Source organism: Rhizobium sp. BK049 (assembly GCF_014193135.1).
Lineage (GTDB): Bacteria > Pseudomonadota > Alphaproteobacteria > Rhizobiales > Rhizobiaceae > Rhizobium.
The window spans coordinates 225,329-250,503 of the sequence record NZ_JACHYV010000001.1 but is presented as its reverse complement, the minus strand read 5'-3'; the positions used below and the strand labels follow the sequence as shown (position 1 = coordinate 250,503).

At 61.5% G+C, this 25,175-nt stretch carries 18 protein-coding genes and 1 pseudogene; 13 read left to right on the top strand and 6 right to left on the bottom strand.

Going from position 1 to position 25,175, the window contains the following annotated elements; translation table 11 throughout:
- Positions 1-84 precede the first annotated feature (84 nt).
- Positions 85-561 carry a MarR family winged helix-turn-helix transcriptional regulator gene (locus tag FHT70_RS01165; RefSeq protein ID WP_183698396.1) on the top strand — a complete coding sequence of 159 codons (477 nt, stop codon included), beginning with the start codon at positions 85-87 and terminating at the stop codon, positions 559-561.
- A gap of 36 nt (positions 562-597) precedes the next feature.
- Here the strand turns inward: FHT70_RS01165 and FHT70_RS01160 are convergent, their stop codons facing one another.
- A complete protein-coding gene (locus tag FHT70_RS01160) occupies positions 598-1,860 on the bottom strand; it encodes a DUF3422 domain-containing protein (RefSeq protein WP_183698395.1) in 1,263 nt (420 codons plus the stop codon).
- 353 nt (positions 1,861-2,213) lie between these two features.
- Positions 2,214-3,500, bottom strand: coding sequence for an ABC transporter substrate-binding protein (locus tag FHT70_RS01155; protein WP_085781714.1), 1,287 nt, complete (start codon positions 3,498-3,500; stop codon positions 2,214-2,216).
- A 190-nt stretch (positions 3,501-3,690) separates the two neighbouring features.
- On the opposite strand from FHT70_RS01155, the gene FHT70_RS01150 reads away from it, so the two are divergent.
- From FHT70_RS01150 to FHT70_RS01125, 6 genes are read left to right on the top strand one after another with little or no spacing between them, the layout of a single operon-like run.
- Positions 3,691-6,213, top strand: a complete 2,523-nt coding sequence (locus FHT70_RS01150; RefSeq protein ID WP_183698394.1) for a hypothetical protein — start codon at positions 3,691-3,693, stop codon at positions 6,211-6,213.
- Between the two features lie 16 nt (positions 6,214-6,229).
- Positions 6,230-7,324, top strand: coding sequence for a glycoside hydrolase family 88 protein (locus tag FHT70_RS01145; RefSeq protein ID WP_183698393.1), 1,095 nt, complete (start codon positions 6,230-6,232; stop codon positions 7,322-7,324).
- Positions 7,321-8,685: a glycoside hydrolase family 28 protein gene (locus FHT70_RS01140; RefSeq protein WP_183698392.1), complete on the top strand. Its 1,365-nt coding sequence runs from the start codon at positions 7,321-7,323 to the stop codon at positions 8,683-8,685. Before FHT70_RS01145 ends, FHT70_RS01140 begins: the two co-directional genes overlap by 4 nt.
- The gene (ugpC, locus tag FHT70_RS01135) at positions 8,673-9,779 is read left to right on the top strand and encodes a sn-glycerol-3-phosphate ABC transporter ATP-binding protein UgpC (protein WP_183698391.1); all 1,107 of its coding nucleotides are present in this window, start codon (positions 8,673-8,675) and stop codon (positions 9,777-9,779) included. The genes FHT70_RS01140 and ugpC overlap by 13 nt, the downstream gene beginning before the upstream one ends.
- Before the next feature lies 1 nt (position 9,780).
- Positions 9,781-10,776, top strand: a complete 996-nt coding sequence (locus FHT70_RS01130) for a sugar ABC transporter permease (RefSeq protein ID WP_183698390.1) — start codon at positions 9,781-9,783, stop codon at positions 10,774-10,776.
- 1 nt (position 10,777) lies between these two features.
- The gene (locus tag FHT70_RS01125; RefSeq protein WP_183698389.1) at positions 10,778-11,824 is read left to right on the top strand and encodes a carbohydrate ABC transporter permease; all 1,047 of its coding nucleotides are present in this window, start codon (positions 10,778-10,780) and stop codon (positions 11,822-11,824) included.
- A gap of 171 nt (positions 11,825-11,995) precedes the next feature.
- On the opposite strand, the gene FHT70_RS01120 is transcribed toward FHT70_RS01125, so the two are convergent.
- A complete protein-coding gene (locus FHT70_RS01120) occupies positions 11,996-13,147 on the bottom strand; it encodes an ROK family transcriptional regulator (RefSeq protein ID WP_183698388.1) in 1,152 nt (383 codons plus the stop codon).
- A gap of 168 nt (positions 13,148-13,315) precedes the next feature.
- Here FHT70_RS01120 and FHT70_RS01115 point away from each other — a divergent pair, with 168 nt between their 5' ends.
- Positions 13,316-14,344 carry an AraC family transcriptional regulator gene (locus FHT70_RS01115; protein WP_183698529.1) on the top strand — a complete coding sequence of 343 codons (1,029 nt, stop codon included), beginning with the start codon at positions 13,316-13,318 and terminating at the stop codon, positions 14,342-14,344.
- Positions 14,345-14,385: 41 nt separating this feature from the next.
- Here the strand turns inward: FHT70_RS01115 and FHT70_RS01110 are convergent, their stop codons facing one another.
- Together FHT70_RS01110 and FHT70_RS01105 are read right to left on the bottom strand one after the other, a co-directional pair.
- Positions 14,386-15,423, bottom strand: a complete 1,038-nt coding sequence (locus tag FHT70_RS01110) for a LacI family DNA-binding transcriptional regulator (RefSeq protein ID WP_097600535.1) — start codon at positions 15,421-15,423, stop codon at positions 14,386-14,388.
- Positions 15,424-15,535: 112 nt separating this feature from the next.
- Entirely contained in the window at positions 15,536-16,168 is a 633-nt protein-coding gene (locus FHT70_RS01105) for a TetR/AcrR family transcriptional regulator (protein ID WP_183698387.1), read from the bottom strand.
- Between the two features lie 109 nt (positions 16,169-16,277).
- On the opposite strand from FHT70_RS01105, the gene FHT70_RS01100 reads away from it, so the two are divergent.
- The 5 genes from FHT70_RS01100 (at position 16,278) to FHT70_RS01080 (ending at position 24,416) form a co-directional block, all read left to right on the top strand.
- Complete coding sequence (locus FHT70_RS01100; RefSeq protein ID WP_183698386.1) at positions 16,278-17,351, top strand: efflux RND transporter periplasmic adaptor subunit; 1,074 nt, start codon at positions 16,278-16,280, stop codon at positions 17,349-17,351.
- Positions 17,348-18,433: an efflux RND transporter periplasmic adaptor subunit gene (locus tag FHT70_RS01095; RefSeq protein ID WP_183698385.1), complete on the top strand. Its 1,086-nt coding sequence runs from the start codon at positions 17,348-17,350 to the stop codon at positions 18,431-18,433. The genes FHT70_RS01100 and FHT70_RS01095 overlap by 4 nt, the downstream gene beginning before the upstream one ends.
- Positions 18,430-21,501, top strand: a complete 3,072-nt coding sequence (locus tag FHT70_RS01090; protein ID WP_183698384.1) for an efflux RND transporter permease subunit — start codon at positions 18,430-18,432, stop codon at positions 21,499-21,501. The genes FHT70_RS01095 and FHT70_RS01090 overlap by 4 nt, the downstream gene beginning before the upstream one ends.
- 218 nt (positions 21,502-21,719) lie before the next feature.
- Positions 21,720-22,838 carry an alpha/beta fold hydrolase gene (locus FHT70_RS01085; RefSeq protein ID WP_246721672.1) on the top strand — a complete coding sequence of 373 codons (1,119 nt, stop codon included), beginning with the start codon at positions 21,720-21,722 and terminating at the stop codon, positions 22,836-22,838.
- Positions 22,839-22,964: 126 nt separating this feature from the next.
- The gene (locus FHT70_RS01080) at positions 22,965-24,416 is read left to right on the top strand and encodes an NCS1 family nucleobase:cation symporter-1 (RefSeq protein WP_183698382.1); all 1,452 of its coding nucleotides are present in this window, start codon (positions 22,965-22,967) and stop codon (positions 24,414-24,416) included.
- An 87-nt stretch (positions 24,417-24,503) separates the two neighbouring features.
- Here FHT70_RS01080 and FHT70_RS01075 read toward each other — a convergent pair.
- Positions 24,504-25,160, bottom strand: a pseudogene (locus tag FHT70_RS01075) (methyl-accepting chemotaxis protein); the annotation flags it as partial.
- Between the last annotated feature and the right edge of the window lie 15 nt (positions 25,161-25,175).

Below are 25,175 nucleotides of genomic sequence, written 5' to 3'. Positions count from 1 at the left end.
CTATATGGTTTTATGATGTCAATTCGACATGATGGAAACACAATTTATTGACACTATGGTGTCAATTAAACTGCATGATGCCAAATGGCTGAAGCCGAAAGAACCGCCGCCGGATCTGCGTTGACCGCTCTCGTCCTTGACTTGTTCAGACTGAACAACCGGATGCTGGCATCAGGAGACAAGCTCGTCGCCAGTCTCGGGCTGACGAGTGCGCGCTGGCATGTTCTCGGCACCATCGCAGCCTCGGAACGTTCGCAGCCAGTCGCCTGGCTTGCGCGCGACATGGGAGCCAACCGCCAGAACGTGCAGCGCATCGTCAACGATCTGGAGAAGGAGGGGCTCGTCGCCTTTGCAGCCAACCCCCATCACCGGCGGGCGCAGCTCGTCGTGCTGACGGAAAAGGGACGAGACACGCAGAAGGCGGCTATGCGCCTCCAAGCTCCATGGGCGAGTGGTCTCGCTGACGGCCTCGAGGTTTTGGAGATCGAGACGACGCACCGCATCATTAAAACGCTTCTTCACAAGTTGGAAGGAAGCGAAGAGGTTGGTGAAGAGGCCTAAGGTCGGTCTGCGGCAGGCTGTGTGCCCGACGCGGCGTCAGTGGCTTCCGGGTACCGCGCTATGCGGTGCGCCCGCGATGCTCCGGCGAACGTGGCGAACGGCGGTCCAGACGGCAAATAGTACCAAAGGGATGGCTGCGAGCACCGCGAGCTTGGCCATATGCGGATCGACGCCTAGTTCGGAAATGCCTTCGAGACAGATCTTGGCAAGGCCAACCGTATAATACGTGATGGCAATGACCGAGAAGCCTTCGACCGCCTGCTGGATATGCACCTGGATGCGCGCCCTCTCTTCCATGGAGGTGAGCAGAGAAGCATTCTGATCCTCGAGCTGAACCTGCACGGTGGTTCTGAGCAGATCGCCGGCGAGACTGACCCGTTCGGCGAGTTCATCGAGGCGGCGCTCTGCGGCATGCACGGAGCGAACAGCCGGCTGAAAGCGCCGTCCGATGAAGGTGCCGATCCGCTGGCGCTGCTCGACGCGCTCCTCGCGCAGCTCCGAGACCCGGCTGGCGACGATCTCGGCATAGGCTTTCGTCGCTCCGAAGCGGTGGCGCGCCAGCGCAGAGAAGTTGAGGACGTCGGAAGAGAGCCTTGTCACTTCGGAAAGCAGCGCCTTGTCAACTTTGACGGCGCTTTGCATGTGCGTGATCAGGAGATCGAGGCGCCGGTCGAAGGCCGAGAGCTGGGAGATCGTCTCGCGCGCCATCGGCATCGCCAGCATCGCCATCATCCTGTATGTCTCGATTTCGAGGACGCGCCGGACCATGCGGCCGGTGCGATAGGCGTTGAGATTGCGGTTGAAGAACAGGAATTCGACGAAACCGCTGTCGCTGAGGCGGAAATTCGAATGTACTTCGGCATCGCCGCCGCCGACCTTGGAGGCGACATAGTCGAGCATGGGCTTTTCGAGAGCCAGTCCGTCCTTCTCGTCGCGCACCAGCACCCGGACGGCGGCGATCACCTTTCCATTGATCCTGTCGCAGCTGGCCCTGAAAGCCTCGGGCGGATGACTGCCGGGCGCAGAGCACGCAGGTGTGACGAAGGTGAGGGTGAGGAACTCGGTATGCGCCTCCCATTTTAGCCGGCCGTCGCCGAAGCGGCCGATGCCGTGGTTGCCTCCGAGAGTGGTCGAGACGTCCTCCAATCCCGGCAGGGAAACCGGCAGCGGAGGCGAGCCGTTGTCGCCGACGATGGCGACATGCCAGACATCGGTGTCGCCATCGAAGTATAGCGACGGCCGCGCATGCAGTTCGTCATGCAACTCCCTGCGCAGCGGATGCTCGGAACCGATCGGCATGGGAATGCACCTCTAGATGGTAGACGGATCGACGGCTGACGTGACCGGGATTGCCGGCGATTTGAACTGACTACCAGGCCTATAGCCTCTCTCACGGCACGTGTCACGACGAGTTCTCCGCCGAATGTGTAAGACTGCCTGAATATACTTGATCGGGCGGCAATACTCTGGAAGTTGCTCCACTGTACGGTAACGGCGGTCCGGCGCGATGCCGGCGACAATCCGATCTCTTTCGCAATCAACGGATCGGCCGGAAGGATCAGCCGAAGCATGGCCAAAAAACGATCAGCCACGGCCCGTTGCGAGGTCGTGGCTGATGCGGCGCGCAATCTGTGGGAGACAGGCGCGGCCGGTTACTTGTTGGCGGCGAGCGTCACGTTGATCTTGTCGACGTCTGCGCTCATCGCCTTGAAAGTGTCTTCGAGAGAAAGCTCGCCGACGATCAGCTGGCTCATCCGCTGGACGATCAGCTGATAGATGGCGCCCGATCCCTTGAGGCGTTCCAGATCGCGGGCGGCCTGCGGCGCGCTGTCGCGGGCCGCGAGGAAGACGGCCATGGCTTCCTTGGCGTTCTTGCTGTCGAGCTTGTACTGCGGATCCTTGATGTCGGCGCCGGTCAGGATGACGTAATTTTCGGCGATTTCACGCTGCACCTTTTCAGAGCCGAGGAACTCGATGAACGAGGCGACGGCCTGCGGATACTTGGTGCGCTTGAAGCCGACGATTGCCGTGCCGCCGGGCATTGCATAGCAGCCGGCATCGCCGCAAGGCGCGCTGATCGCCGTCCACTCGAAGCCGTCGCCGATCTTCTTCTGGAACGGATTGACCATCCAGTTGCCGGCCAGATAGGTCACGACATTGCCATTGACGAATTCGTCACCCATGTTCTTGTACTGGGTTCCGCCGGCCGCACCCCACATTTCCTTGGGGAAGGAGCCGTCCTTCGTCCAGTTGTAGAGATCGGTGATATAGCGCTTGGCGGCATCGTCGGGGAATGAGAACTTGCCGTCCTTGACGTAGTTCGAGCCGTAGGAGAAGGCAGCACCCGAGAAGCGGTGGCCGGAGCGGTCCATCGTGAAGGGGATCTGGGCGCCGGTCGCCTTGGCGACGCGCGCAGAGGCTTCGACGATTTCCTTCAGCGTTGCGGTCGGCTTCGGAAGCGGTTCATTCGCCTGTTCGAAGAGCGTCTTGTTGACGAAAGGCAGGTTGAAGGTCTGCGACGCGACGTAGCCATTGATCGAGTTCGGGTCGTTGACGCCGGGGAAGCGAAGCGTGTTCAGGCTGTCGCCGTGCAGCTTGGCGAAGCCGTCCGGATCCTTCATCAGCGGGCGCATGTCGAGGTAATAGGGCGCCAGCTGCCAATCGGTGATCTTGGCAACGTCGGGCCCTTCGCCGATGGCCAGCTGCACCGGCAGCTGCTTGGCGACGGCATCATACCCCGACGAAACGAAATTCACCTTGATGTCGGGATGCGCCGCCTCGAATTCCTTGCTCAGTGCTTCCATCCGCTCGACGTAAGCCTGGTCGTCGTCGGTGAAGAGAAAGGTGATCGTCTGGGTTTCCGCCATGGCGACGCTGGACCAGGCGAAAGAAACGGTGGCCAGCGCCAGTGCGAAAGCCCCTGACAGATAGGTTTTCATTTTCATCCTCCCATGAAAACATTTTCATCAATCGCGGCCTCAGCCATCGATAAGTGAATTTCATATACTTGACATTCATCCCGTCAAGCTATTTTCTTGCGCTACTGCGATGTTTTGAGCATTTCTTGAAGACGCCGCACGCAAATGAAGTAATGAAAATATTTTCATAAGATTGCGGAGGAGGCGATCTGTGCAGGCGGAAAGCGTCAAGCAACCCGACGACATGGCGCCAGCCTATGGCGTTGCCAAAGGTGAGACGATAACGGCATGGGCCGTGTCTGGCCTCATCGCCGACTATTTTCCCGGCGAGCCGGCTCCTGCCGAAGATCGCGTGAACTATCGCTTCATCAACGGTTTCGTCGATGTCGGCGACCTGCCTTGCCGGAAAGCCTTCTGGTCGACCATGGTGGGGCGGCCGCTTCTGCCCGACACGTCCTGGCCGACGACAAGCCTTTATCTCCCCGGCTCAAACCGCCGCGTCGAGTTCACCAGCTTCTGGCATGTGCCGACGCATGTCAGGAAATGGCTGAAGGGCACGTTCAGGACAGAGGCACCGCGCACGCTCAATCTGGCGCTGAAGACCTGCGGCGGGGTGCGCATATGGGTGAACGGGCAGGAGGCGGTGCGCTTCGAGCCCTTCAAGCGCAATGTCGAGAGCGCGACTGAGATCAGCTTGCAGCTGGAAGCCGGCGACAACGAGGTTCTCGTCCACACCGAAGATCTTGCCGAGCGCGACACGACCTGGTTCTTCGAACTTGAAATGCTGGATGAGGAACCACTCACGGTGCTGCTGCCGGTGGCGCTCGACCAGGATGAGGTTCGCGAGCTGGAGGGCCTTGTGCGCGGCGCTCGCCCGGCCCATGACGTCTTCGTCAATCAGCCTCTGGAAATCATCTTCGACACCGCGCCCGAGCGCGACCTGCCGGTGGAGATCAAGGTCGTCGGCCATGGTCACGAACGGCCGCTCCTCGCCCATGTGCATTTGACCCTGCATGCGCAGGAGAACCGGTTGATCGCCGAGGATGTCTGCGCCATTGCGGACGGTTATCACGGCATTCACATGACGATCGGCTCCGGACCGGGCTCGGTCACCCGCGTCATCGACGCTGCCTTCATGAGCGCCATTTCTCCATTGCCGGCCGAGGCATCGCTTTCCGCCCGCAAACGCCAGGCGCTGGAATACAGCGCCCGCTTCGGCGCCAACCGCGCCGGTCGTCTCATCGCGATGATGGAAACCGGCTACGAAGTCCTGGAGAGCTTCGAGCGCATCGTCGATGCCACGCTTGCCTCCATCGATGCGCGTGAGGACTGTTCGGATTTCATCATGGTACCGCTGCTCTGGCTGCTCGGCGCTTATGGCGACCGGATGCCCAGGGCGACGGTCGACCGCATCCGCCATTCCGTTCTCACCTATCGCTACTGGGTCGACGAGCCGGGCAATGACGCGATGTGGTTCTGGAGCGAGAACCATGTGCTCTGCTTCCACACCAGCCAGCTTCTGGCCGGGCTCCTTCTGCCCGACGAGGTCTTTTCCGCTTCGGGCCGAACCGGGCGGCAGCAGGCGGCGCTCGCCGTCGAGCGCCTCGGGCGCTGGTTCGACAGCGTCGAAGCCCATGGTCTCGCGGAGTGGAACTCGGCCGCCTATTACCCGATCGATTTCATCGGCCTGCTGGCGCTCGAGCGCTGGGCCGAGGGCGGGATTGCCGACCGCGCCCGCGGCCAGATCGACCTCATCTTCCGCATGATCGCCCTTCACACGCTCGCCGGCGTTCCCGCGGGATCGCAGGGCCGTGCCTACGACAAGGAACTGCGCGCCGGCCCGCTGACGGAGTTGGCGCCCTTCGTCCAGGTCGCCTTCGGAACGGGCTGGCTGAACAACGGTGTGGCTGCTTTGACCATGTTCTGCGCCGGCGATTATGAGCCGCCGGCCGATCTTGCCGAGCTTGCCGCACTTGCGCGAGGACGAAGCGTCGAGGCGCGCTATAGCCAGGGGCTCGAGAGCGGAAAGCTCGTGCTGTTCAAGAACGAGGCCGCGCAGCTTTCGACGGTGGTCGACCACAAGACCGGCCGCAAGGGGCATCAGCAGCATGTTCTCGACATCAGGCTGGCCGGCCACCCGATGGCAAGGCTCTGGGTCAACCATCCCGGTGAAGACGATCCCTGGGGCAATCAAAGACCGTCCTATTGGGCCGGCAATGGCATCCTGCCGCGCGTCGCCCAGCATCGCGACCTCGCCCTTTTGATCGAAGATACGGGTGACGCGCGGCATGCCTGGACGCACGCCTATATCGGCCGCGACGGTCTCGACGATCTCATCATTGAAGGCAAGTGGCTGGTCGCCCGATCGGGCAGGGGATTTGCCGCCCTCTGGGCCTCGAACGGCCTGGAACTGATCACCGATGGCCCGACCGCCGATCGTGAGGTGCGCTCGTACGGACCGCTCTGCGGCTGGGCAGCCATCATATCATCCGGCAATGACGAAGCCTTCAAGGCTTTCATCGAGCGTCTGTGCCAGACGACGGTTTCATTCGATTCCACGCTTCGATGTCTTTCCCTGACGCCGCCGGGCGGACCGGCGATCGCTCTTTCCTATGCCGACGGTCTTTCGATCGCCGGTAAGCCCCGGCCGTTCACGCATGATCAGCCAGATCCGATCCTCACCCACGATAGCGCCGTGTCCCAAGCCGGCACTGACGGGCCCTTCTACTCCTGAAACATAGGTTTCCAGCATGAACACAGCATCTGCCGACATCGCCGCCCTCCAGACGACGATCGATCGCGTGGCGACGGCTTTCAGCCGGCTCAAGGGCATCAAGGAAGGTCTCGTGACGGACAATGCCGCCTCCGGCATCCAGTTCGACGAATGGGACTGGGAAGTCGGCGTCGGCCTTTATGGATTCCTGCGGCGCGCGATTTCCGCCAACGACCAGAAGGCGCTGCAGGAGCTCGTCACTTGGTACAGCGCCCAGATCGAACGCGGAATTCCGCCACGCCAGATCAACAGCACGGCGCCGATGCTGCCGCTCGCAATCCTCGTCCAGCACGTCGACCGTCCGGATTTCCGCGCCCTCGTCGAAGACTGGGCCGCATGGCTGATCAAGGAATTGCCGAAGACCGAGGATGGCGGCTTCCAGCACGTCGTCAAGGAGCGTCTCAACGACGGCGAATTGTGGGACGACACACTGTTCATGGCCTGCCTCTTCCTTGCCCAGGCCGGCGTCCTCTGCGAGCGCAACGACTGGATCGACGAGGCCGTCTATCAGTTCATCATCCACACCCGCTATCTCTCCGATCCGGTGAGCGGCCTCTGGTATCACGGCTGGACCTTCAACGGCCGGCATAATTTCGCCAACGCCTTCTGGGCGCGGGGCAATGCCTGGATCACCGTTGCGATCCCCGAGCTCTTCGACCTCGTGCCAACGCTCGGCGAGAAGGATCGGCGTTTCCTCTCGAACGTCCTCGTCAGCCAGGTGCGGTCCCTGAAGGCCTATCAGCGGCCTGATGGCATGTTCACGACGCTTCTGGACGATCCGTCCTCGCCGCTCGAAACCTCGGCAACGGCGGGTATTGCCTATGGCATATTGCGCGCCATCGATGCCGGCATTCTCGACAAGAGCGACAAGGTCTATGCAGAGCGTGCGCTCACGGCCGTGCTGGCACAGATCGATGACGAAGGTGTCGTCCACGGCGTTTCGGACGGGACGCCCATGGGCCACGATCTCGATTTCTACCGGCGCATCCCGAACCTGCCGACGCCTTACGGCCAGGCGCTGGCCATGCTGCTTCTGACCGAAGTCTTTATCGAGAGTGGCCGCCGCCAATGAGTGCTCCTTCCCTCGTCGCGATTGAGGCGCTCGACAGCGACAATACCGACCGTCTGCAGGCGGCGATCGACCGTCTGTCGGCTTCCGGCGGCGGGCGCCTGGAACTCCTGGCGGGCATCCACCTCTGCAGGGGGCTCCGGCTGCGATCCGGCGTCGATCTGCACCTGGCCGCCGGTGCGATCCTGCGTCCCATTCCCGATTATGCCGCTTATGCGCATACGACGGTTTCGGTGATCGCGGAAAAGTCGGATCGCGGCATGATCGTGGCGAGCGATGCGCGGCGGATCAGCCTGACGGGAAAAGGACGCATCGAAGCCGGTTGCGAGAACTTCATCATTGGCGACGACGAGACGGTGGGAACTTTCATTCCTGCCGAATTCCGTCCCCGCGTCGTCGTCTTCGAAGGCTGCGACGAGGTCGAGGTCAGTTCCGTCACCATCAGCCGCTCGCCGATGTGGACGCTGCATTTCGTCGATTGCACCGATGTCGCGGTCCGAAACGTTACCATCGAAAACGACCGCCGCCTACCCAACACGGATGGCATCGTGCTCGACGCCTGCCGCGGCGCCGTCATCGAGGATTGCCGGATATCGACCGCTGACGACGGCATATGCCTGAAGACCAGCATCGGCCCTGAAGGTGTAGCCATCGGCCGGTGCGAGAACATTCTCGTGCGCCGCTGCTCCGTTCAGAGCTTGAGCTGCGCGCTGAAGATCGGCACGGAAACGCATGGCGACGTCACCAATGTGCTGTTCGAGGATTGCAGCATCTCGTCGTCCAACCGGGCGCTCGGCATATTCTCCCGCGACGGCGGCCGGATTTCGAATGTGCGGTTTTCCGGAATTTCCGTGGAGTGCCGGGAAACGCCGGATGGTTTCTGGGGCTCCGGCGAGGCGCTGACCGTCAATGTCGTCGACCGTATCGCTGAACGCCCCGCGGGCGCCATCGAAAATCTAATCGTCGAAGATGTGACCGGCCGGATGGAAGGGGCGATCACCATCATTGCGGCCGCGCCGACAGGCATCCGGAACGTGTCGCTGGCCCGCATCGCCGTAGATCAGCAGCCCGGAGAGCTCGGCTCGGGGCGGACCTACGACCTGCGCCCGACGAATGCCGACCTCGCGCCGAAGGCGGGTGGCGGCGGTCGCGCCAATGCCTGGACCCGCGGCTCCGACGGGCGAGTGATCGGCCTGCAGGACTATCCGGGCGGAATGCCGGCCCTCTATGTGGCCGATGTCGCCGGGATATTGATGAAAGAGGTGCGGATCACGAGGCCGACACCATTGCCGCAAGGCTGGAACGAAAACGACGTCGTCTTCGAAACGGCGACACCTGATGGGAGTGGGGCATGGCAGAACTGAAACTTTCGACCGTCAACAAGTCGTATGGCTCCGTGAAAGTCCTGCATGACGTCGAACTCGACATCAAGAACGGCGAGTTCGTCGTCTTCGTCGGTCCGTCGGGGTGCGGCAAGTCGACGCTCTTGCGCATCATTGCGGGCCTTGAGGAGGTGACTTCGGGCGCAATCGCGATCGGTGGACGCGACGTCAGCGCGTTGTCGCCGGCCGAGCGCAAAATCGCGATGGTCTTCCAGTCCTATGCGCTCTATCCGCATATGAGCGTACGCAAGAATCTTGCTTTCGGGCTGGAAAATCTGAAGTTCAAGCGTGCTGAAATCGAGGCACGCATTGCCGAGGCGGCCAGGATGCTGGCAATCGAACCCTATCTCGACCGGCGTCCGAAGCAGCTTTCCGGCGGCCAGCGCCAGCGCGTGGCAATCGGCCGGGCGATCGTACGCGAGCCCGACATCTTCCTCTTCGACGAGCCGCTGTCGAACCTCGATGCGGCCCTGCGCGTCCAGACCCGCGCCGAGATCACCAAGCTCCATCGCGACATCAAGACGACGATGATCTACGTCACCCACGACCAGGTCGAGGCGATGACCATGGCCGACAAGATCGTCGTCCTGCGCGCCGGGCGGGTCGAGCAGGTCGGTGCGCCGCTGGAGCTCTTCGACCACCCCCGCAATCTCTTCGTCGCCGGATTCCTCGGTTCGCCGCGCATGAACATCATCAAGGGCAAGGTCTCGGGCGTCGGCGAAAGCGGCGTCGTCGTCGATGTCGGCAACGGCGGCACGATCGTCAGCAATGTCGATCCCGCCGGCATTGCGGTCGGTCAGTCGGTTGTTGCCGGTATCCGGCCCGCGCATTTCTCCCGCTCCAGCGAGCGGGGCCTGCCATTCGTCGTGCAGTATCATGAGGGGCTCGGGACCGAGACCTATGTCTATGGCAACCTCGCCGGGCAAGACGATCAGATCATCATCCATGAAGCCGGCCATTTCGCGCCGGTTTCGGGCGACCGGATCATGATCGACGCCGATCCGGCCCGCGTTCATCTGTTCGATCCCGAAAGCGGCCTGGCCTTTGGCAGGCGGTCCGGGCAGGGGAGGCGCTAAAATGGCAGAACTCACAGCCGGTACATTGCTGTCTCAGACAGGCGAAACGGCGATAAGGGTGGTCGAGGCGCCGATGAATGCGATCGAGCGTCTGTTCGGCCGCAAGCGGATGCCATGGCTGTTCCTGGCGCCGAACCTCATTCTGTTCGCCATCTTCACCTTCCTTCCCATCGCGATCGCGGTCGGCTACGCCTTCACCGGCGGCACCAATTTGTTCGTTTCGGAGCGGCCGTTCGTCGGTCTTGACAACTTCCGCACCCTGCTTTCCTGCGGCAATTATCTGCAGCCGGGAACCTGTCAGGAATCGCTGTTCTGGACGGCGGTGTGGAACACAGTTTGGTTCGTGGCCTGCAATGTCGTCGCCACGCTGCTGGTGGCGCTGATCACGGCGCTGATCCTTAACAGGGCGATCTTCGCGCGTGGCTTCTTCCGGGCGATGTTCTTCTATCCCGTTCTGCTGTCTCCCGTCGTCATCGGCCTGATCTGGAAGTGGTTCCTCGATCGCAACGGCCTGCTGAACGCCTTCTTTCAGATGCTTGGCGTGCCGCCTGAGATATTCCTGCTTGACGTTGGCTGGTCGCGCTTTTTCGTCGTGGTCGTGTCGGTCTGGTTCCATATGGGCTTTTACACCCTGATCCTGCTCGCCGGCCTCCAGGCGATCCCAAAAGATCTTTACGAGGCCGCGTCCATAGATGCCGCTTCGCCGCGCCGCACACTGTTCAGGATCACGCTTCCGCTTCTTGCTCCGAACCTGCTTGTCGTATTCATCCTTCTGATGATCAAGTCGGTGCAGATCTTTGACGAAGCCTGGGTTCTGACCAATGGCGGCGGTCCGGGCACGGCCAACAGCTTCATCGTCCAATATATCTACCAGATGGCTTTCGGCAGCGATCTCCGTCTCTTCGGGCTTGCGTCGGCCGCATCGGTTCTCATGGGGCTGGTGCTTCTGGTTCTCACCCTCATACAGCTGCGCTTGGGCAAACGAATGGAGTCCTGAGATGAACCCGATCAGTTTTCTCTCACGCACACGCCGGGCCGGACGCATCGACATCACGGATATTTTGTCATGGATATGGCTGATCGGCGGAACGCTCGCCGTGCTCATTCCCGTCGTCTGGGCAGGCCTCTCCTCGCTGAAGCCGGCGGCCGAGATCACCCGCTTTCCGCCGTCGCTTCTTCCGCGGGCCGCCGTGGAGCAGACCGTGCCCGGATTCGACAAGCCGCTCAGCCTTTGGAACGTCACGATTGACGGCCAGCAGCGTGAAATGGCCATGATCAGGCGCATCGGTCTCAAGGCGCAGATGGTCGATCCTGCAGATCCGGGACAACCGGTCAGCGTTGACGTGAAGGGCATCACACCGGTGCAGCATCTGACCGTTGCCACCGAGAACTTCACCGATCCGCTGACGCGCTTCAACTTCCTGACCTTCCTGAAGAACTCGGTCTTCGTCACTGTGGTTGCCACGCTGCTGACGCTTATCGTCAACGCCATGGCTGCCTTTGCGCTGTCGAAATACAAGTTTCGGGGCGATACGACTGTGTTCGTCATCATCATCTCGACGCTGATGATCCCGCTCGCCGTCGTCATGGTCCCTGCCTATCTCGTCATCGTCGGGGTCGGACTCGCTGATAATCTCTGGGGTGTGATCCTGCCGACCGTCGCCTCGCCGACGGCCGTGTTCCTGCTGCGGCAATATATGCTGACCATACCGGACGAATTGATCGAGGCGGCACGCGTCGATGCGGCGAGCGAATTCTGCATCTTCTGGCGGATCATCCTGCCGCTGACGGCGCCGGCGCTTGCCGTGCTGGCGATCTTTTCCGTGCTCTGGCGCTGGAACGATTTCCTCTGGCCGCTCATCGTCCTCAACAGCCGCGAGAATTTCACCCTGCAGGTCGGACTCAATGCCTTCCAAGGTGAGTTCTCGGTGCAGTGGCACTATATCCTGGCGATGACCTTCCTCAGCCTACTGCCCGTCACGATCGTGTTCCTGTTCCTGCAGAAATACATCACCACGGGCATCGCGGGTACGGGAATGAAGTGAACGAATCCTGGCGCACAGCATCGATTGGAGTCGAGGCGAGGAAACCTCCAAGAATTTAAGACTGCCTTTCCAATTTCGTCGCGCCAGCTGAAGCGCACCGCAACTGGTCCTGCGGTGTGCGCTTCGGTCCTATTCAGATGGGAGCCGTGGCGGATTGACTGGCAGAGGCCATCACAAAACGGTCTCGAATAGCGGGATCAATGCTGCGCCGATCGCGCCGGGGGCATCGATGATCTGGGCCACTGCGAGCTGCGGGATGTCGCGCAAGGCACCATGCCGAGGCAGATTGTTGAACTCGGTCCGCTCGATCAGCATTCTCGCAAGTGAATGTGGAAGCTCGCCGCCAAGCACGATCAATGCCGGGTCGAAGATCGCGCAGATCGCGTTGATGGCTCGATTGTGGGCCGGAGTGACGCGGTCGATCCATTCCTCGACACCATCCCACTCCACCAAATTTTCGTCCTTGAGATCCCTCAGGGTCAGACCGCTGCGCCCCTTGCTGCGAAGATGCTCGAGCAGCTGGTTGAGAGCGGGGCGATCATCGTAGTCGTGACGCCCGAAAAGAACGGAGATTTCGCCGGCATTTCCGAAACTGCCGCGAAACGGCATGCCGCCGGAGACAAGGCCGCCGCCATAGCCATGAAGGTGGGCGATATAGGCAAAATCGGCAACGTCACGCCCGACGCCGAAAATTGCTTCCGCCAAGGCCGCAGTCCTGGCGACATTGTCCGCCCAGACCGGCAGGCCAAGCCGCTCCCCAAGCAATGGCGCCAGGTCGATCAGCGACCAATGGGCGAGCGGCAGGGGACAATTGAAAGCCGTATCCAGCATGCGATGGCCGGAGACTGCGAGGCCGACGCCGAGGATGTCGCGCCGCTTGGCGCCGCGCCGGGCGAGGATCTGTTCGACGGCTGCTTCGATCCGCTCCATTTCCAGGGGTAGCGACGAGCCGGCCTGAGGAATTTCCATATTGTCCAATGGTTCGCCGAAACCCATGAGGCAAAGGCCAATCGTTCCGACGTTGATGGAGATGCCGAGTGTCAGGCACCACTCCCTTCGCAGTGTCAGCTCCGGACTTGGTGGACCGGCGCGCCGGTTTTCCGATTGGGAAAAGACGACCATTCCCCGATCATGAAGCCGGCCGACTATCCTGTGCAGCGATTGCTGGGTGAGTTCGAGTGGATCGGTCAGGCTGGAGCGCTCGATGCCGGGCGACTTCCAGATCAACCGCAAAAGGTCCCGTTCGTTACGGGACGCTACTCTCGCGGGCTCTGTGTCTCGCAGGAAATGTGGGGCAACGTGGTCCAGCGGAGCGTACTTCATTTTCCAAACATATTGATTTACACTGTAAGTGTGAAGCAGGTAGAGGGGACGCTTTGCTTCTGCGGGGCAACGAAATCATCCGTGGTTTTGCCGGTCCTGCTTAACCCATCAAGATTGGCCAGACCAGTCGCGATGATGTCAGGCGGCAGAAGAAAAGAACCGAGCGGCATGGATGCGTTAAGACGGGAGAAAATGGCAATTGCCGAACATCGGGGTTACGGATTCGAGCCCACGCATGGAGGCACCAGCTTCGAATCAATGGTTCAGGCCTTTACGGCTGGTTACGGCGTTTTCGGCGCACAGCCGTTGAAGGATGACCGAAAATTCGCCTGGGCCGCGGATCTGAGAAGGACCGAGGCGCTCACGGTGCTTCATTCGGTCTATCAGAGTTCCTGGACGATCCGGACGCTTGATGAGTCTCCGCAGCATCTCGCGTTTTTCATGCCGCACACAGGCTCTTTTCGACTATCGATAGGAAAGAGAACGGTCGAAAGCGGCGCCGATTACTTTCTCATGGCCAACAATCACGAAGTCGGCGATCGTGTGGTCCAGGGAGGACCGCACCGCTCGGACGTCCTTTTTCTGGACTGGAAGGTTGTGAAAAGGGTCCTCGCCTCGCTGATGGAAAAGCCCCTGTCGGAGTCGTTCGATCTCGACCCGATCCTGGATCGCGCGACGCAGTCAGGCCAACTCATCGGCAATCTGCTCCAGACGATCGTGCAGGGCATGCGCGGCGCCGGTCCGTTGCTAGCTTCGCCTCTTGCCGCAGCCGCGATGAGCGAAACCCTTGCTCACCTCGTGATCCGATTTGGCCGGCATCAGTTTTCCGATCATCTCGAAAAAAAGAAAGAATCGTTGATCGCACCTTGGCATGTCCGACGCGCTATCGACTACATGCATGCCAATATCGCGGAACCTATCACCATGACGATGGTTGCCGATGGCGTCGGCGTTTCGCTTCGGGCGCTGCAAACGGGCTTCAAGGCGTTCAGGGGAACCTCACCCGCCAGCTACCTCCGCATGATCCGGCTGCAGGCGGCCCGCGAGCAGCTTCGGGATCCGACAAACCAGCAATCCGTCCGCGAAATCTGCGCGATATGGGGTTTTGCGCACGCCGGCAGGTTCTCCATCATCTACCGCAGCACTTTCGGTGAAAGCCCGAGGGATACGCGGTTGCGGGCTGAGCGTTTGCGCTGATGTGAGCTTCGGACCTTCGAAAGGCTGGCTCTTCCGGCCCTTCAGCGCGGCGGTGCGATGCTGCCCCGCAGGACGAGATGGCAGCCGAGTTCGAGGCGATGAGCCGGCCGTTGCGGATCATTGGCGATCAGCCGCTGTTCGATGAGCGCGAGCGCTGCCGCCCCGAGTCGGTCGGTAGGCACGCTCACGGTGGACAGCGGCGGGCGGCTGAACTCGCCCGGAACGATGTCGTCGAAGCCGAGCACAGATATCGCGTCGGGCACGCGTATCTCGCGATCGGCCAATGCCTTCAGGCAGCCGAGCGCCAGATTGTCGGCCGCGCAGAAGACGGCGGTGGCGCCTTTCAGCGTGGGGTCGCGATGGAGCAGCGCGTTGATGGCCGCTTCGCCATGCCGGGGCTCATATCCCTCGGCCTCGATGATCATGTCCTCCGGCACCGGAAGCTGTGCGGCCAAATAGGCATCGGAAAAACCGTCGTACCGGCGCTGAATGGTCGTGCGGCCCTTCCAGGTCAGATGCAGGATCCGGCGGTGGCCGAGCGCCATGAGGTGCTCGATGCCGAGCCGTGCGCCGAAGCGGTTTTCAGGCGTCACAGTATCGACCAGCATGGCGGGATCCTCGCCGTTAACGATGACGACGGGCATGTTAGCCGAGGCTAGGCTGCGGATGAGTTCGGGCTGATCATCGTTCAGCACCACGATGCCGTCAGCACGTTCTGCTGTCGCGATCTTCCTGACCTCGGCGCCGTCGATGCGCCGGCCGCTGCTGACATAGGGTACGATGCGGATGCCGCGACGCTCGCATTCCCTGCGAAGACCGTTGAGAATGGTCCAGCTCACCAGGTTGAGATCGCTCTCCGGCGCGGCATCGTCAGGAATGGCGAGAAGCAGAACGTGCAAGGCGGCGATCGTCGCCTTCTTTCTCCGGCGGTCGAGATAGCCGAGACGTTTTGCCGAATCCAGCACTCTTTCCCGCACCTCGATCGTGAGCGGCGCAGTTCCGTTCAGGGCGTGCGAGGCCGTGCTCAGCGACACGTCGGCATCGCGCGCGACATCCTTGAGATTGACTTTACGTTCCACTTTTTCCGCCAGGAATTCAGATCGTACCTTCGAAGCATAAGCTAACTCGATGTTTTCACATAAAGACTTTAGAAAAGCTATGTGCTTGCGTCGATATTTTCGTCATTCGCAATCAGCGGCGTTCGGCAAGCAGCCCGTTGAACAGCAGGTCGAAATAGGCTCGCATAAAGGCGTCCTTGTCGGGCGTCGGCACGCGGCGATCATCGAATATCAGCCGCAGAACCGTCGTCGTCAGAATCGGCGCGACCACGAGGTCTGAGAATTCGACAGGAATTTCGCGAAATTCCCCCAACGCCACACCTTCCAGGATGAGAGCGTCGATCCTGGCGATAATCGGCGCTATGAATTGATCGTGGTGGCGATCGATCAGGTCGGGGAAGCGCTGTCCTTCCGAAATGACCAGCCGCGTCAATTCGCGGGTTGTACGATCCTCCGCGATTTGGTCGTAAAGTAGACCGAGAATGGACGTCAGCCTATCGGTGGCGGTGCCGCTGAGGCCAGCGGTGATTTCAAGCAGTTCCTGAAAGGGGACGGAGAAGTGACTGATCATGGCTTCGAACAGCTTTTCCTTCGTCTCGAAGTAGACGTAGACCGTGCCCTTTGTGACGCCGACCCTGTCCGCGATGTCGTCGACGCGGGCGCCGGTGAACCCGTTCCTGACGAATTCCTCGAATGCGGCATCCAGGATCTGAATGGGTCGCAGCGCCTTCTGTTCCGCGCGTGTGAGTTTCTTCTGAGCTGCCATTCGTGCCTCGGCTCCCTTGTTTTGTGCTGCCGTTCCGGTGGCAAAAGTTTCATTGACTAATCCGTCAGTCAATTATATAGCAGCTGCCGTTGAGAGCAAGAGGTCAACTATGAGAACCATTCTGATCGCTACAGCGATCGTATGCACGACCGGTCTCGTCTCCTGCAGCGAGCCTGGCGGGCCGAGCGAACCTGCCGCGCGCCAGGTCGGCGTCGTCGTTGCGAGGTCTGAGCCGCTGAGTGATGGCGGTGCGCTGACGGGAGAGGTGCGCGCCCGGGTCCAGACCGATCTGTCCTTCCGGGTCAGCGGCAAGATCATCGAACGGCTGGTGGACGTCGGTCAGTCAGTGAAGGCGGGGCAGGTACTGGCGCGCATCGATCCGGAAGAGCAGAAGGCCGATCTCGATGTGGCGGCGGCCAATCTTCAGTCGGCTGAAGCCCAGCAGACCCAGGCACAGCTCGCCTTCGACCGTCAGCAGAGCCTGTTTCGAACGCAGGTGACGACGCGGGCCGCACTCGACCAGGCGCAGGAGGCGCTCTTGACGGCGCAGGCCTCGACGAAGTCGGCGCAGGCGCTCTTCGAGACCGCGCAGGACACTCTGTCCTATACGGAGCTGAAAGCCGATGCCGATGGCGTGATCACCGCCCGCAATGCCGAGGTTGGCCAGGTGGCGCAGGCCGCGCAGGTTGTCTTCACCCTTGCCCATGACGGCGACCGGGACGCCGTCTTCGAAGTCGTCGAGAGTGCGTTCCTGCGTCCGATCGAAGGCGACGGCACTGTGAACCTGCTGTCGAACCCCTTGCAGAAGATCACGGCGAAGGTCCGCGAGATTTCGCCGACGATCGATTCTTCCACGGGCACCATCAGGGTCAAAGTCGCCATTACGAGCGATGCTCCCATTCCGCTCGGCGCTCCCGTCGTCGGGAAATTCAGTTATGTCCCTCAGGACGTCATTCAGCTGCCCTGGTCGGCAATGACCTCCAAGGACGGCAAGCCAGCCGTCTGGATCGTCGATCCTGCATCCTCAGCGGTTTCGATGAGAGCGATCGATGTCGCCAGCTACGAGACCGGCAGCTTCGTCGTCAAATCGGGTGTGTCGGCGGGAGATGTCGTGGTGACCGACGGGACCAAATTCCTCAGGCCCGGTCAAACCGTGTCTTATGTGAAGGAAGTATCCAAGTGAGTGTTCGTCCCAAGATAATGGCCCTGATGATGGGTACGGCCCTGATCTCCTCCTGCACGAAGCCGGAGGAAAGCACGCAGGAGGCGCCCCGTCCCGTGCTGTCGATGACGGTCAGGCAGACGCCCGCCACAAGCCTCAGCCTGACCGGCACGATTGAGCCGACGATCGAGACCGAACTCGGCTTCCGGATCCTCGGGCGGATGATCGCCCGCAATGTCAATGTCGGCGATGTCGTCAAGAAGGGTGACGTGGTTGCTGCCATCGATCCGCTGGCGCTGGAGCTTGCCGTGCGCAGCGCCCAGTCCGATGTCGAGAATAGCGACGCCCAGCTTCGAAACGCTGTAACGACGGAACAGCGCCAGCGCGCGCTGGTGGAATCGCGCTCGGGCACGGAGGCCTCGCTCGAAGAAGCCGAGCAGGCGAGACGGACGGCCGCGGCCGCCGTCGCCAAGGCGCAGGCCAATCTCGACAAGGCCAAGGAGCAGCTCGGCTATGCGCAGCTTCAGGCGGAGTTTGATGGGGTCGTCACGGCGACATCGGCCGAGGTCGGCCAGGTCGTGTCGGCCGGCCAGACCGTCGTCACCATCGCCCGGCCGGACAAGCGTGATGCGGTAGTCGACGTGCCTCAGGCCGCTGCCCAGAAACTGAAGATCGGCGCGCCCTTCGACGTGACGCTGCAGCTCGAGCCTTCGATCCGCACGACGGGCGTCGTGCGCGAAATCGCGCCGGAGGCGGAAACCGCCACCCGCACGAGCAGGACCAAGATCGCACTTGCCGATCCGCCTGAAGCCTTCAGGCTCGGCGCGGTCATCACAGCCTCCGCAACCATCGCCGCCGACCCCGAGATCGTGCTGCCTTCCTCGGCGATCCTTGCCGGCCCCAACGGCGCCAGCGTCTGGATCGTCGACGTAGCGGCCAAGAAGGTCTCTCGCCGCCATGTCAAGATCGACGGCGACGTCGTCGACGGCGGCACCGTCCGCGTCACCGAAGGGCTCGCTCCCGGAGAGCGGGTGGTTGTGGCGGGCGTGCATAAACTTGAGGATGGCCAGGCCATCAGGATCGACCAGGAGATCAGCCAGTGAAGTCCTTCAATCTTTCCGACTGGGCGCTCGAGCACCGTTCGCTCGTCTGGTACTTCATGATCGTCTTCATTCTCGCAGGCGCCTTCTCCTATTTGAACCTCGGCCGCGAGGAAGACCCGAACTTCACCATCAAGACAATGGTGATCACCGCCCAGTGGCCCGGTGCTTCCGCCGAGGAAGTGACGCGGCAGGTGACCGACAGGATCGAGAAGAAACTCCAGGAACTGGAATCGCTCGACTACACCAAGAGCCAGACCGTCGCCGGCCAGACGACCGTTTTCGTCGAGCTGCTGCCGACGACCAAGGCTAGGGACGTCGCGCCGACCTGGCTGCGCATCCGCAACATGATCGCCGACATCAAGGGGGATTTCCCGAGCGGGGTCGTCGGTCCCTTCTTCAACGACCGCTTCGGCGACGTGTTCGGAAACATCTACGCCTTCACCAGCGATGGGCTCACCCAGCGCCAGCTTCGCGATCTCGTGGAAAATGCCCGCTCAGAAGTTCTGACGGTCCCGAATGTCGGCAAGGTCGATGTGATCGGCGCCCAGGACGAGGCAATCTATCTCGAATTCTCCACACGCCAGATAGCGGCACTCGGCATCGACCAGCAGTCGGTCATCCAGACGCTGCAGGCCCAGAATGCCGTCACGCAATCCGGCTTCGTCGACGCCGGTCCGGAGCGCATCGCATTGAGGGTGAGCGGACAGTTCACCTCCGAGGAGAGTCTCAGGTCGATCAATCTTCGCATCAACGACCGCTTCTTCCCGCTGACCGATGTCGCCACGATCAAGCGTGGTTATGTCGATCCACCCTCGGCTTTGTTCCGCTTCAACGGCGAGCCCGCGATCGGGCTAGCCATCGGCATGAAGCAGGGCGCCAACCTGCTCGAATTCGGCGAGGCGCTCGACGCGCGGATGAAACAGGTCATAGCCGATCTTCCGATCGGGGTGGATGTCCACCGCGTTTCAGACCAGCCCCAAGTCGTCGACGAAGCCGTCTCGGGCTTTACCCGCGCGCTCTTCGAAGCGATCGTCATCGTGCTCGTCATCAGCTTCATCAGCCTCGGCCTGCGCGCCGGCATGGTGGTAGCGATCTCCATTCCTCTCGTGCTCGCCATCACCTTCGTGGTAATGGAATATTCCGGCATTTCGCTTCAGCGCATCTCGCTCGGCGCGCTCATCATCGCGCTCGGGCTGCTCGTCGACGACGCCATGATCGCGGTCGAGATGATGGTGGCCCGCCTGGAGGCGGGCGACGACCTGAGGAAGGCTGCGACCCACGTCTACACATCGACGGCCTTTCCGATGCTGACGGGAACGTTGGTGACCGTCGCTGGCTTCATCCCGGTCGGTCTCAACAGCAGTGCGGCGGGCGAATTCACCTTCACGCTTTTCGTCGTCATCGCGGTTTCGCTTGTGGTCTCCTGGATCGTCGCCGTGCTGTTCACGCCGCTTCTCGGGGTCACTATCCTGCCGAAGACGATGAAGTCGCATCACGAGAAGAAGGGGCGTTTCGCCGCCGTCTTCTCCTGGCTGCTGACGCTCGCTATGCGCTGGCGCTGGATCACCATCGTGCTGACGGTCGGCGTCTTTGCGCTTTCGGTCGGCGGCATGGGGCTGGTGCAGCAGCAGTTCTTCCCGAACTCGGACAGAACCGAGCTCGTGATCGACTGGAACCTGCCGCACAACAGCTCGATCGCCGAGACCAACAGGCAGATGGCCAAGTTCGAAAAGGAGATGCTGGCCGACAACAAGGATATCGATCACTGGACGACCTATGTCGGCCAGGGCGCGCCGCGCTTCATCCTGTCCTTTGACGTGCAGACGCCCGATGTCACCTTCGGGCAGACCATCATCGTCACCAAAGGCCTCGACGTGCGCGACAAGGTGCGGGCGGAACTGCAGGATTATCTGACGAAGACCTTCCCCGGCACAGACGCCTTCGTGAAGCTTCTCGATATCGGCCCGCCGGTGGGCAAACCGGTCCAGTACCGGATCAGCGGCCCGGATATCCAAAAGGTACGTGATATCTCCCAGCAGTTTGCAGGCGTTGTCGGTACCCATCCGCTGCTGTCGAACATGGTGCTGGACTGGAACGAGCCTTCGCGGGTGGTGAAGGTCGATGTGCTGCAGGACAAGGCGCGCCAGCTCGGCGTCTCTTCCGAGGACATCGCGACCGCCCTCAACGGCATTGTCGAAGGTTCGACGGCGACGCAGATCCGCGACGACATCTACCTGGTCAATGTCATCGGCCGGGCCAGGGCGTCCGAGCGCGATTCCGTCCAGACGCTTGAGAATCTGCAGCTCTCGACCTCCAACGGCAAGGTCGTGCCGCTCTCGGCTGTGGCGAATTTCCGCTTCGAACTTGAGCAGCCAACGATCTGGCGTCGCGACAGGCAGCCCACCATCACGCTCAAGGCGGCCGTCATCGGTTCGACACAGCCGGCTACGATTGTCGATCAGCTGAAGCCGAAGGTGGAGGAATTCCAGAAGAACCTTCCCGTCGGATACAAGGTGGAAATCGGCGGCGCCGTCGAATCCAGCGCCGAGGCGCAAGGGCCGATTGCGGCGGTGGCTCCGCTGATGCTGTTTACGATGGCGACGATCCTGATGATCCAGCTGCAGAGCTTCAGCCGCCTCTTCCTGGTCTTTGCGGTCGCGCCGACGGCGCTGATCGGCGTGGTCGCAGCCCTCCTGCTGAGCAACGCCCCCATGGGCTTCGTCGCCATCCTGGGGATTCTGGCGCTGATCGGCATCCTGATCCGCAACTCCGTCATCCTGGTGGTGCAGATCGAGCAACTGCGTGCCGAGGGATTGGCGCCATGGCAGGCTGTCATCGAGGCGACCGAACACCGCATGCGGCCGATCATGCTGACGGCGGCGGCGGCAACCCTGGCGCTGATCCCGATCTCGCGCGAGATCTTCTGGGGGCCGATGGCCTACGCCATGATGGGCGGCATCGTCATCGGCACCGCGCTCACACTGCTGTTCCTGCCGGCACTCTATGTCGCGTGGTTCAGGATCCCCAGGGATGAAAATGTTCGGGCGGAAGCCTTGGCAGAGGCATGAAACCGGGCTTCGACGGCCATCGCCTACGGCCGCCGCGGCGGCCGCTGCAACACGGGCCGCGACGAAATAGGTGGGATGGCGCAGGCGATGCCGTCCCACCCCGGAGCGGGGATGGCATGGCGAATGATGACGTGGTCAGAACCACACGCCGGAGAGCGTCTGGATCTGAGGGAAACGGATCGATAATGCAGCGACATTTCCGAGGCTTGCCAAAGCCAATGCTCGCGATCATCGTCACCATCGGCCTGGCGACGCTCGCCGGCTGCGCCACGCGGCCATCGGCTGAGGTCTTGACGCCTGTTCATCTGAGCGTGCCGGCCCGTTTGGAAACGGCGCCGGACAGGGTGAGCGTGCTCGTCGCGACCAACAGGACCCCGGATCGCGTGCGGGGCGGGTTCGACAGCACATGGGCCGAGAAGCTGACCTATGAGCAATACGCGTTCTCGGTTCCTCCCGTCAGGAAGGATACCGTGATCATCTATCCCAAGTCGAAGCCGGATCCGGAGCGGCAATTTGCCGTCGTCAAGCGCAGGCAGCTGCCGAGCGATGCTTTCGTGCAGCAGGCGCTCGCCTCCGTGCAGCCCGACGGCACCGTCGGCATCTTCGTCCACGGCTACAATTACAGTTATCAGGAGGCACTTTACCGCACCGCGCAGATTGCCGCCGACGCGAAGATGCCGGGCGCTCTGATCCTGTTTTCCTGGCCTTCGGCGGCATCCGTCGCCGGATATGTCGCCGACCGCGACGCTGCGCTTTCCTCGCGCAGCGAACTCGATTCTCTCGTTACATCTCTCTCGGCGTCGGGCAAGGTGAAGCGCATCATCCTGTTCGGGCACAGCATGGGCGGGTTCCTGGTGATGGAAACGGTGCGAGAGCTCAAGCTGCAGCATCGCAACACCGTGATCGGCAAGCTGGCGGTGGTGCTCGCCGCTCCAGACATCGACGTCGATGTCTTCCGATCGCAGCTGAAGGACATCGGTCCGATGCCGAACCCGATCTCCCTTCTGGTTTCCAAGGACGACCGGGCGCTTGTGGCCTCAAGCTTCATCGCCGGCGAACGGGCGCGCGTCGGCCGCCTCGATATCGACGATCCCGTTATCCAGGAGGCGGCCTTGCAGGCGAGGCTCCGGGTCATCGACATTACCGCGATCAAGACCTCCGACGGGTTGGGCCACGACCGCTACGCATCGCTCGCGAAGTTCGGCGCCCAGCTTGCTTCCTTTGAGAGCGGCAGGCGGTCGACCGCCGGCGATGTCGGCGCCTTCGTCTTCGATGCCGCAGGCGCTGCAGTCGCAAGCCCGTTTCGCCTGGCAGGACGTGTCGTTCGCTCGCAATAGAGCGATAGCCTGCTCATCTGGCCGATCAGGATTGTGTACAATGTGACTATTAAATTGTCAGATGCCTAAATGAAGCGCAGACTTCCATCGTGGCCGAGTCGGCCACTGGGGACATGGGAGGGCATTATGAGCATTCAAAATCCGTCTCCCTCGTTGTACAACGAGGACCTTGCGCCCGCGGAGGAGCGTAAGTGGGGCGCATTCAGCATCTTCAACGTCTGGACGTCGGACGTCCATAGTCTTTGGGGCTATTATCTGGCGGCAAGCTTGTTCTTGCTCTGCGGCAGCTTTGTGAACTTCGTCATCGCCATCGGCATCGGCTCTCTCGTCATCTTCTTCCTGATGAGCCTGGTCGGAAATGCCGGCGTGCGCACCGGTGTCCCCTTTCCGGTTCTGGCGCGCGCCTCCTTCGGCACCTTCGGCGCCAATGTTCCAGCGCTCGTCCGGGCGGTGGTCGCCTGCTTCTGGTACGGGGCGCAGACCGCCGCCGCATCCGGCGCGATCGTTGCCTTGTTGATCCGCAACGACAGCCTGCTCGCCTTCCATCAGAACAGCCACATGCTCGGCCATTCGACCCTTGAGCTTATCTGCTACATCATCGTCTGGGCGCTGCAGCTGCTGATCATTCAGCGCGGCATGGAAACCGTCCGCAAGTTCCAGGATTGGGCGGGCCCTGCCGTCTGGATCATGATGCTGATCCTCGCCGTCTATCTGATCGTCAAGTCAGGCACCTTCTCTTTCGGTTCAGAAATCCCGCGTGACGTGCTGATCGAAAAGACCAAGGACGCCGGCGTGCCGGCCGAGCCAGGCTCGATTGCGGCACTTGCCGCGGTGGCTGCGACCTGGATCACCTATTTCGCCGCGCTCTATCTGAACTTCTGCGATTTCTCGCGTTACGCGACGAGCGAAAAGGCGCTGCGGAAGGGCAATCTCTGGGGTCTGCCGATCAACCTCCTGGCATTCTGCCTCGTCGCAGGTGTCACGACCACGGCCGCCTTCACCGTATACGGTGAAGTCCTGCTGCATCCGGAAATGATCTCGGCGAAATTCGACAGCTGGTTCCTGGCGCTGCTTGCGGCGCTGACATTCGCGGTTGCCACGCTCGGCATCAACGTGGTGGCGAACTTCGTCTCGCCGGCCTTCGATTTCGCCAATGTCTTCCCGCGCCAGATCAACTTCAAGCGCGGCGGATATATCGCCGCTTTGATCGCCCTCGTGCTCTATCCGTTTGCTCCCTGGGAGACGGGTGCTGCGCATTTCGTCAACTTCATCGGTTCGACGATGGGGCCGATCTTCGGCATCATGATGGTCGACTATTATCTCATCCGGAAGAGCCAGTTGAACGTCGAGGCGCTCTACCGGGAGAATGGCGAATTCCGGTTCCAGAACGGCTGGCACGGCAATGCCTTCATCGCATTTGCGGTGGGGGCGCTGTTCTCGTCGATCCTGCCGACCTTCACCTCCATCCTGCCGGATTGGTGGGGCACCTACGGCTGGTTCTTCGGCGTCGCTATCGGCGGGGCGATCTATTTCGTGCTGAGAATGGGCGCGCGGCGCAATCCGGCCTTCGCCTCATGACAAATGAAAAGCGCCCGGCCATCCGCCGGGCGCTTTCGGATTCTCTTTGAAAAACTGCCGGCCGGAGGCAGCTGCCATTCGCTCGGCCTAATGGCGTGCCGCCACTGCATGGATCGCCGCACGGGCTGCGGGTTGGGACATCGTTTTCGCCGTCGAGCGGAGCGCTGCCGAATAGCTGGAGACATCGTCGAGCCTGAACTGTGCGACAAGTTCGCGAAGCTTCTGGGCCTCCTGCGCAAGTGAATCGGATGCCGCAGTCGATTCTTCCACCATGGCTGCGTTCTGTTGTGTGGTTTGGTCCATCTGATTGACTGCGACGTTCACTTCGCTCAATCCGACCGACTGTTCTTTCGCAGAGGTGGCGATCGAATCCATGTGGTGATTGATCTGGGTGATGAAGCTGCCGATGGTCTTCAAGGCCTGGCCGGTATCGCGCACTAGTCTGACGCCGTTTTCCACCTCTTTCGAGGAGTTCCCGATAAGGCTCCTGATTTCCTTGGCAGCGCCTGCAGAGCGCTGTGCGAGTTCGCGCACTTCCTGGGCGACGACGGCAAAACCCTTGCCGGCTTCGCCCGCTCTCGCCGCTTCGACGCCGGCATTCAGGGAAAGAAGGTTGGTCTGGAATGCGATCTCGTCGATGACGCTGATAATGTTGGAAATCTGCTGCGACGAGACCTCGATGCGTTCCATCGCTTCCTCCGCATGGGAGACGACTTCTGCCGAAATGCCGGCGCTCCGGCTTGCCAGCCGGCGGAGAAT

What these genes read in the sequence shown, in the direction of transcription:
- FHT70_RS01165 (WP_183698396.1), top strand. Translation starts at nt 85, where the DNA reads ATGGCTGAAGCCGAAAGAACCGCCGCCGGATCTGCGTTGACCGCTCTC.
- FHT70_RS01160 (WP_183698395.1), bottom strand. Translation starts at nt 1,860, where the DNA reads ATGCCGATCGGTTCCGAGCATCCGCTGCGCAGGGAGTTGCATGACGAA.
- FHT70_RS01155 (WP_085781714.1), bottom strand. Translation starts at nt 3,500, where the DNA reads ATGAAAACCTATCTGTCAGGGGCTTTCGCACTGGCGCTGGCCACCGTT.
- FHT70_RS01145 (WP_183698393.1), top strand. Translation starts at nt 6,230, where the DNA reads ATGAACACAGCATCTGCCGACATCGCCGCCCTCCAGACGACGATCGAT.
- FHT70_RS01140 (WP_183698392.1), top strand. Translation starts at nt 7,321, where the DNA reads ATGAGTGCTCCTTCCCTCGTCGCGATTGAGGCGCTCGACAGCGACAAT.
- ugpC (WP_183698391.1), top strand. Translation starts at nt 8,673, where the DNA reads ATGGCAGAACTGAAACTTTCGACCGTCAACAAGTCGTATGGCTCCGTG.
- FHT70_RS01130 (WP_183698390.1), top strand. Translation starts at nt 9,781, where the DNA reads ATGGCAGAACTCACAGCCGGTACATTGCTGTCTCAGACAGGCGAAACG.
- FHT70_RS01125 (WP_183698389.1), top strand. Translation starts at nt 10,778, where the DNA reads ATGAACCCGATCAGTTTTCTCTCACGCACACGCCGGGCCGGACGCATC.
- FHT70_RS01120 (WP_183698388.1), bottom strand. Translation starts at nt 13,147, where the DNA reads ATGAAGTACGCTCCGCTGGACCACGTTGCCCCACATTTCCTGCGAGAC.
- FHT70_RS01115 (WP_183698529.1), top strand. Translation starts at nt 13,316, where the DNA reads ATGGATGCGTTAAGACGGGAGAAAATGGCAATTGCCGAACATCGGGGT.
- FHT70_RS01105 (WP_183698387.1), bottom strand. Translation starts at nt 16,168, where the DNA reads ATGGCAGCTCAGAAGAAACTCACACGCGCGGAACAGAAGGCGCTGCGA.
- FHT70_RS01100 (WP_183698386.1), top strand. Translation starts at nt 16,278, where the DNA reads ATGAGAACCATTCTGATCGCTACAGCGATCGTATGCACGACCGGTCTC.
- FHT70_RS01085 (WP_246721672.1), top strand. Translation starts at nt 21,720, where the DNA reads ATGCTCGCGATCATCGTCACCATCGGCCTGGCGACGCTCGCCGGCTGC.
- FHT70_RS01080 (WP_183698382.1), top strand. Translation starts at nt 22,965, where the DNA reads ATGAGCATTCAAAATCCGTCTCCCTCGTTGTACAACGAGGACCTTGCG.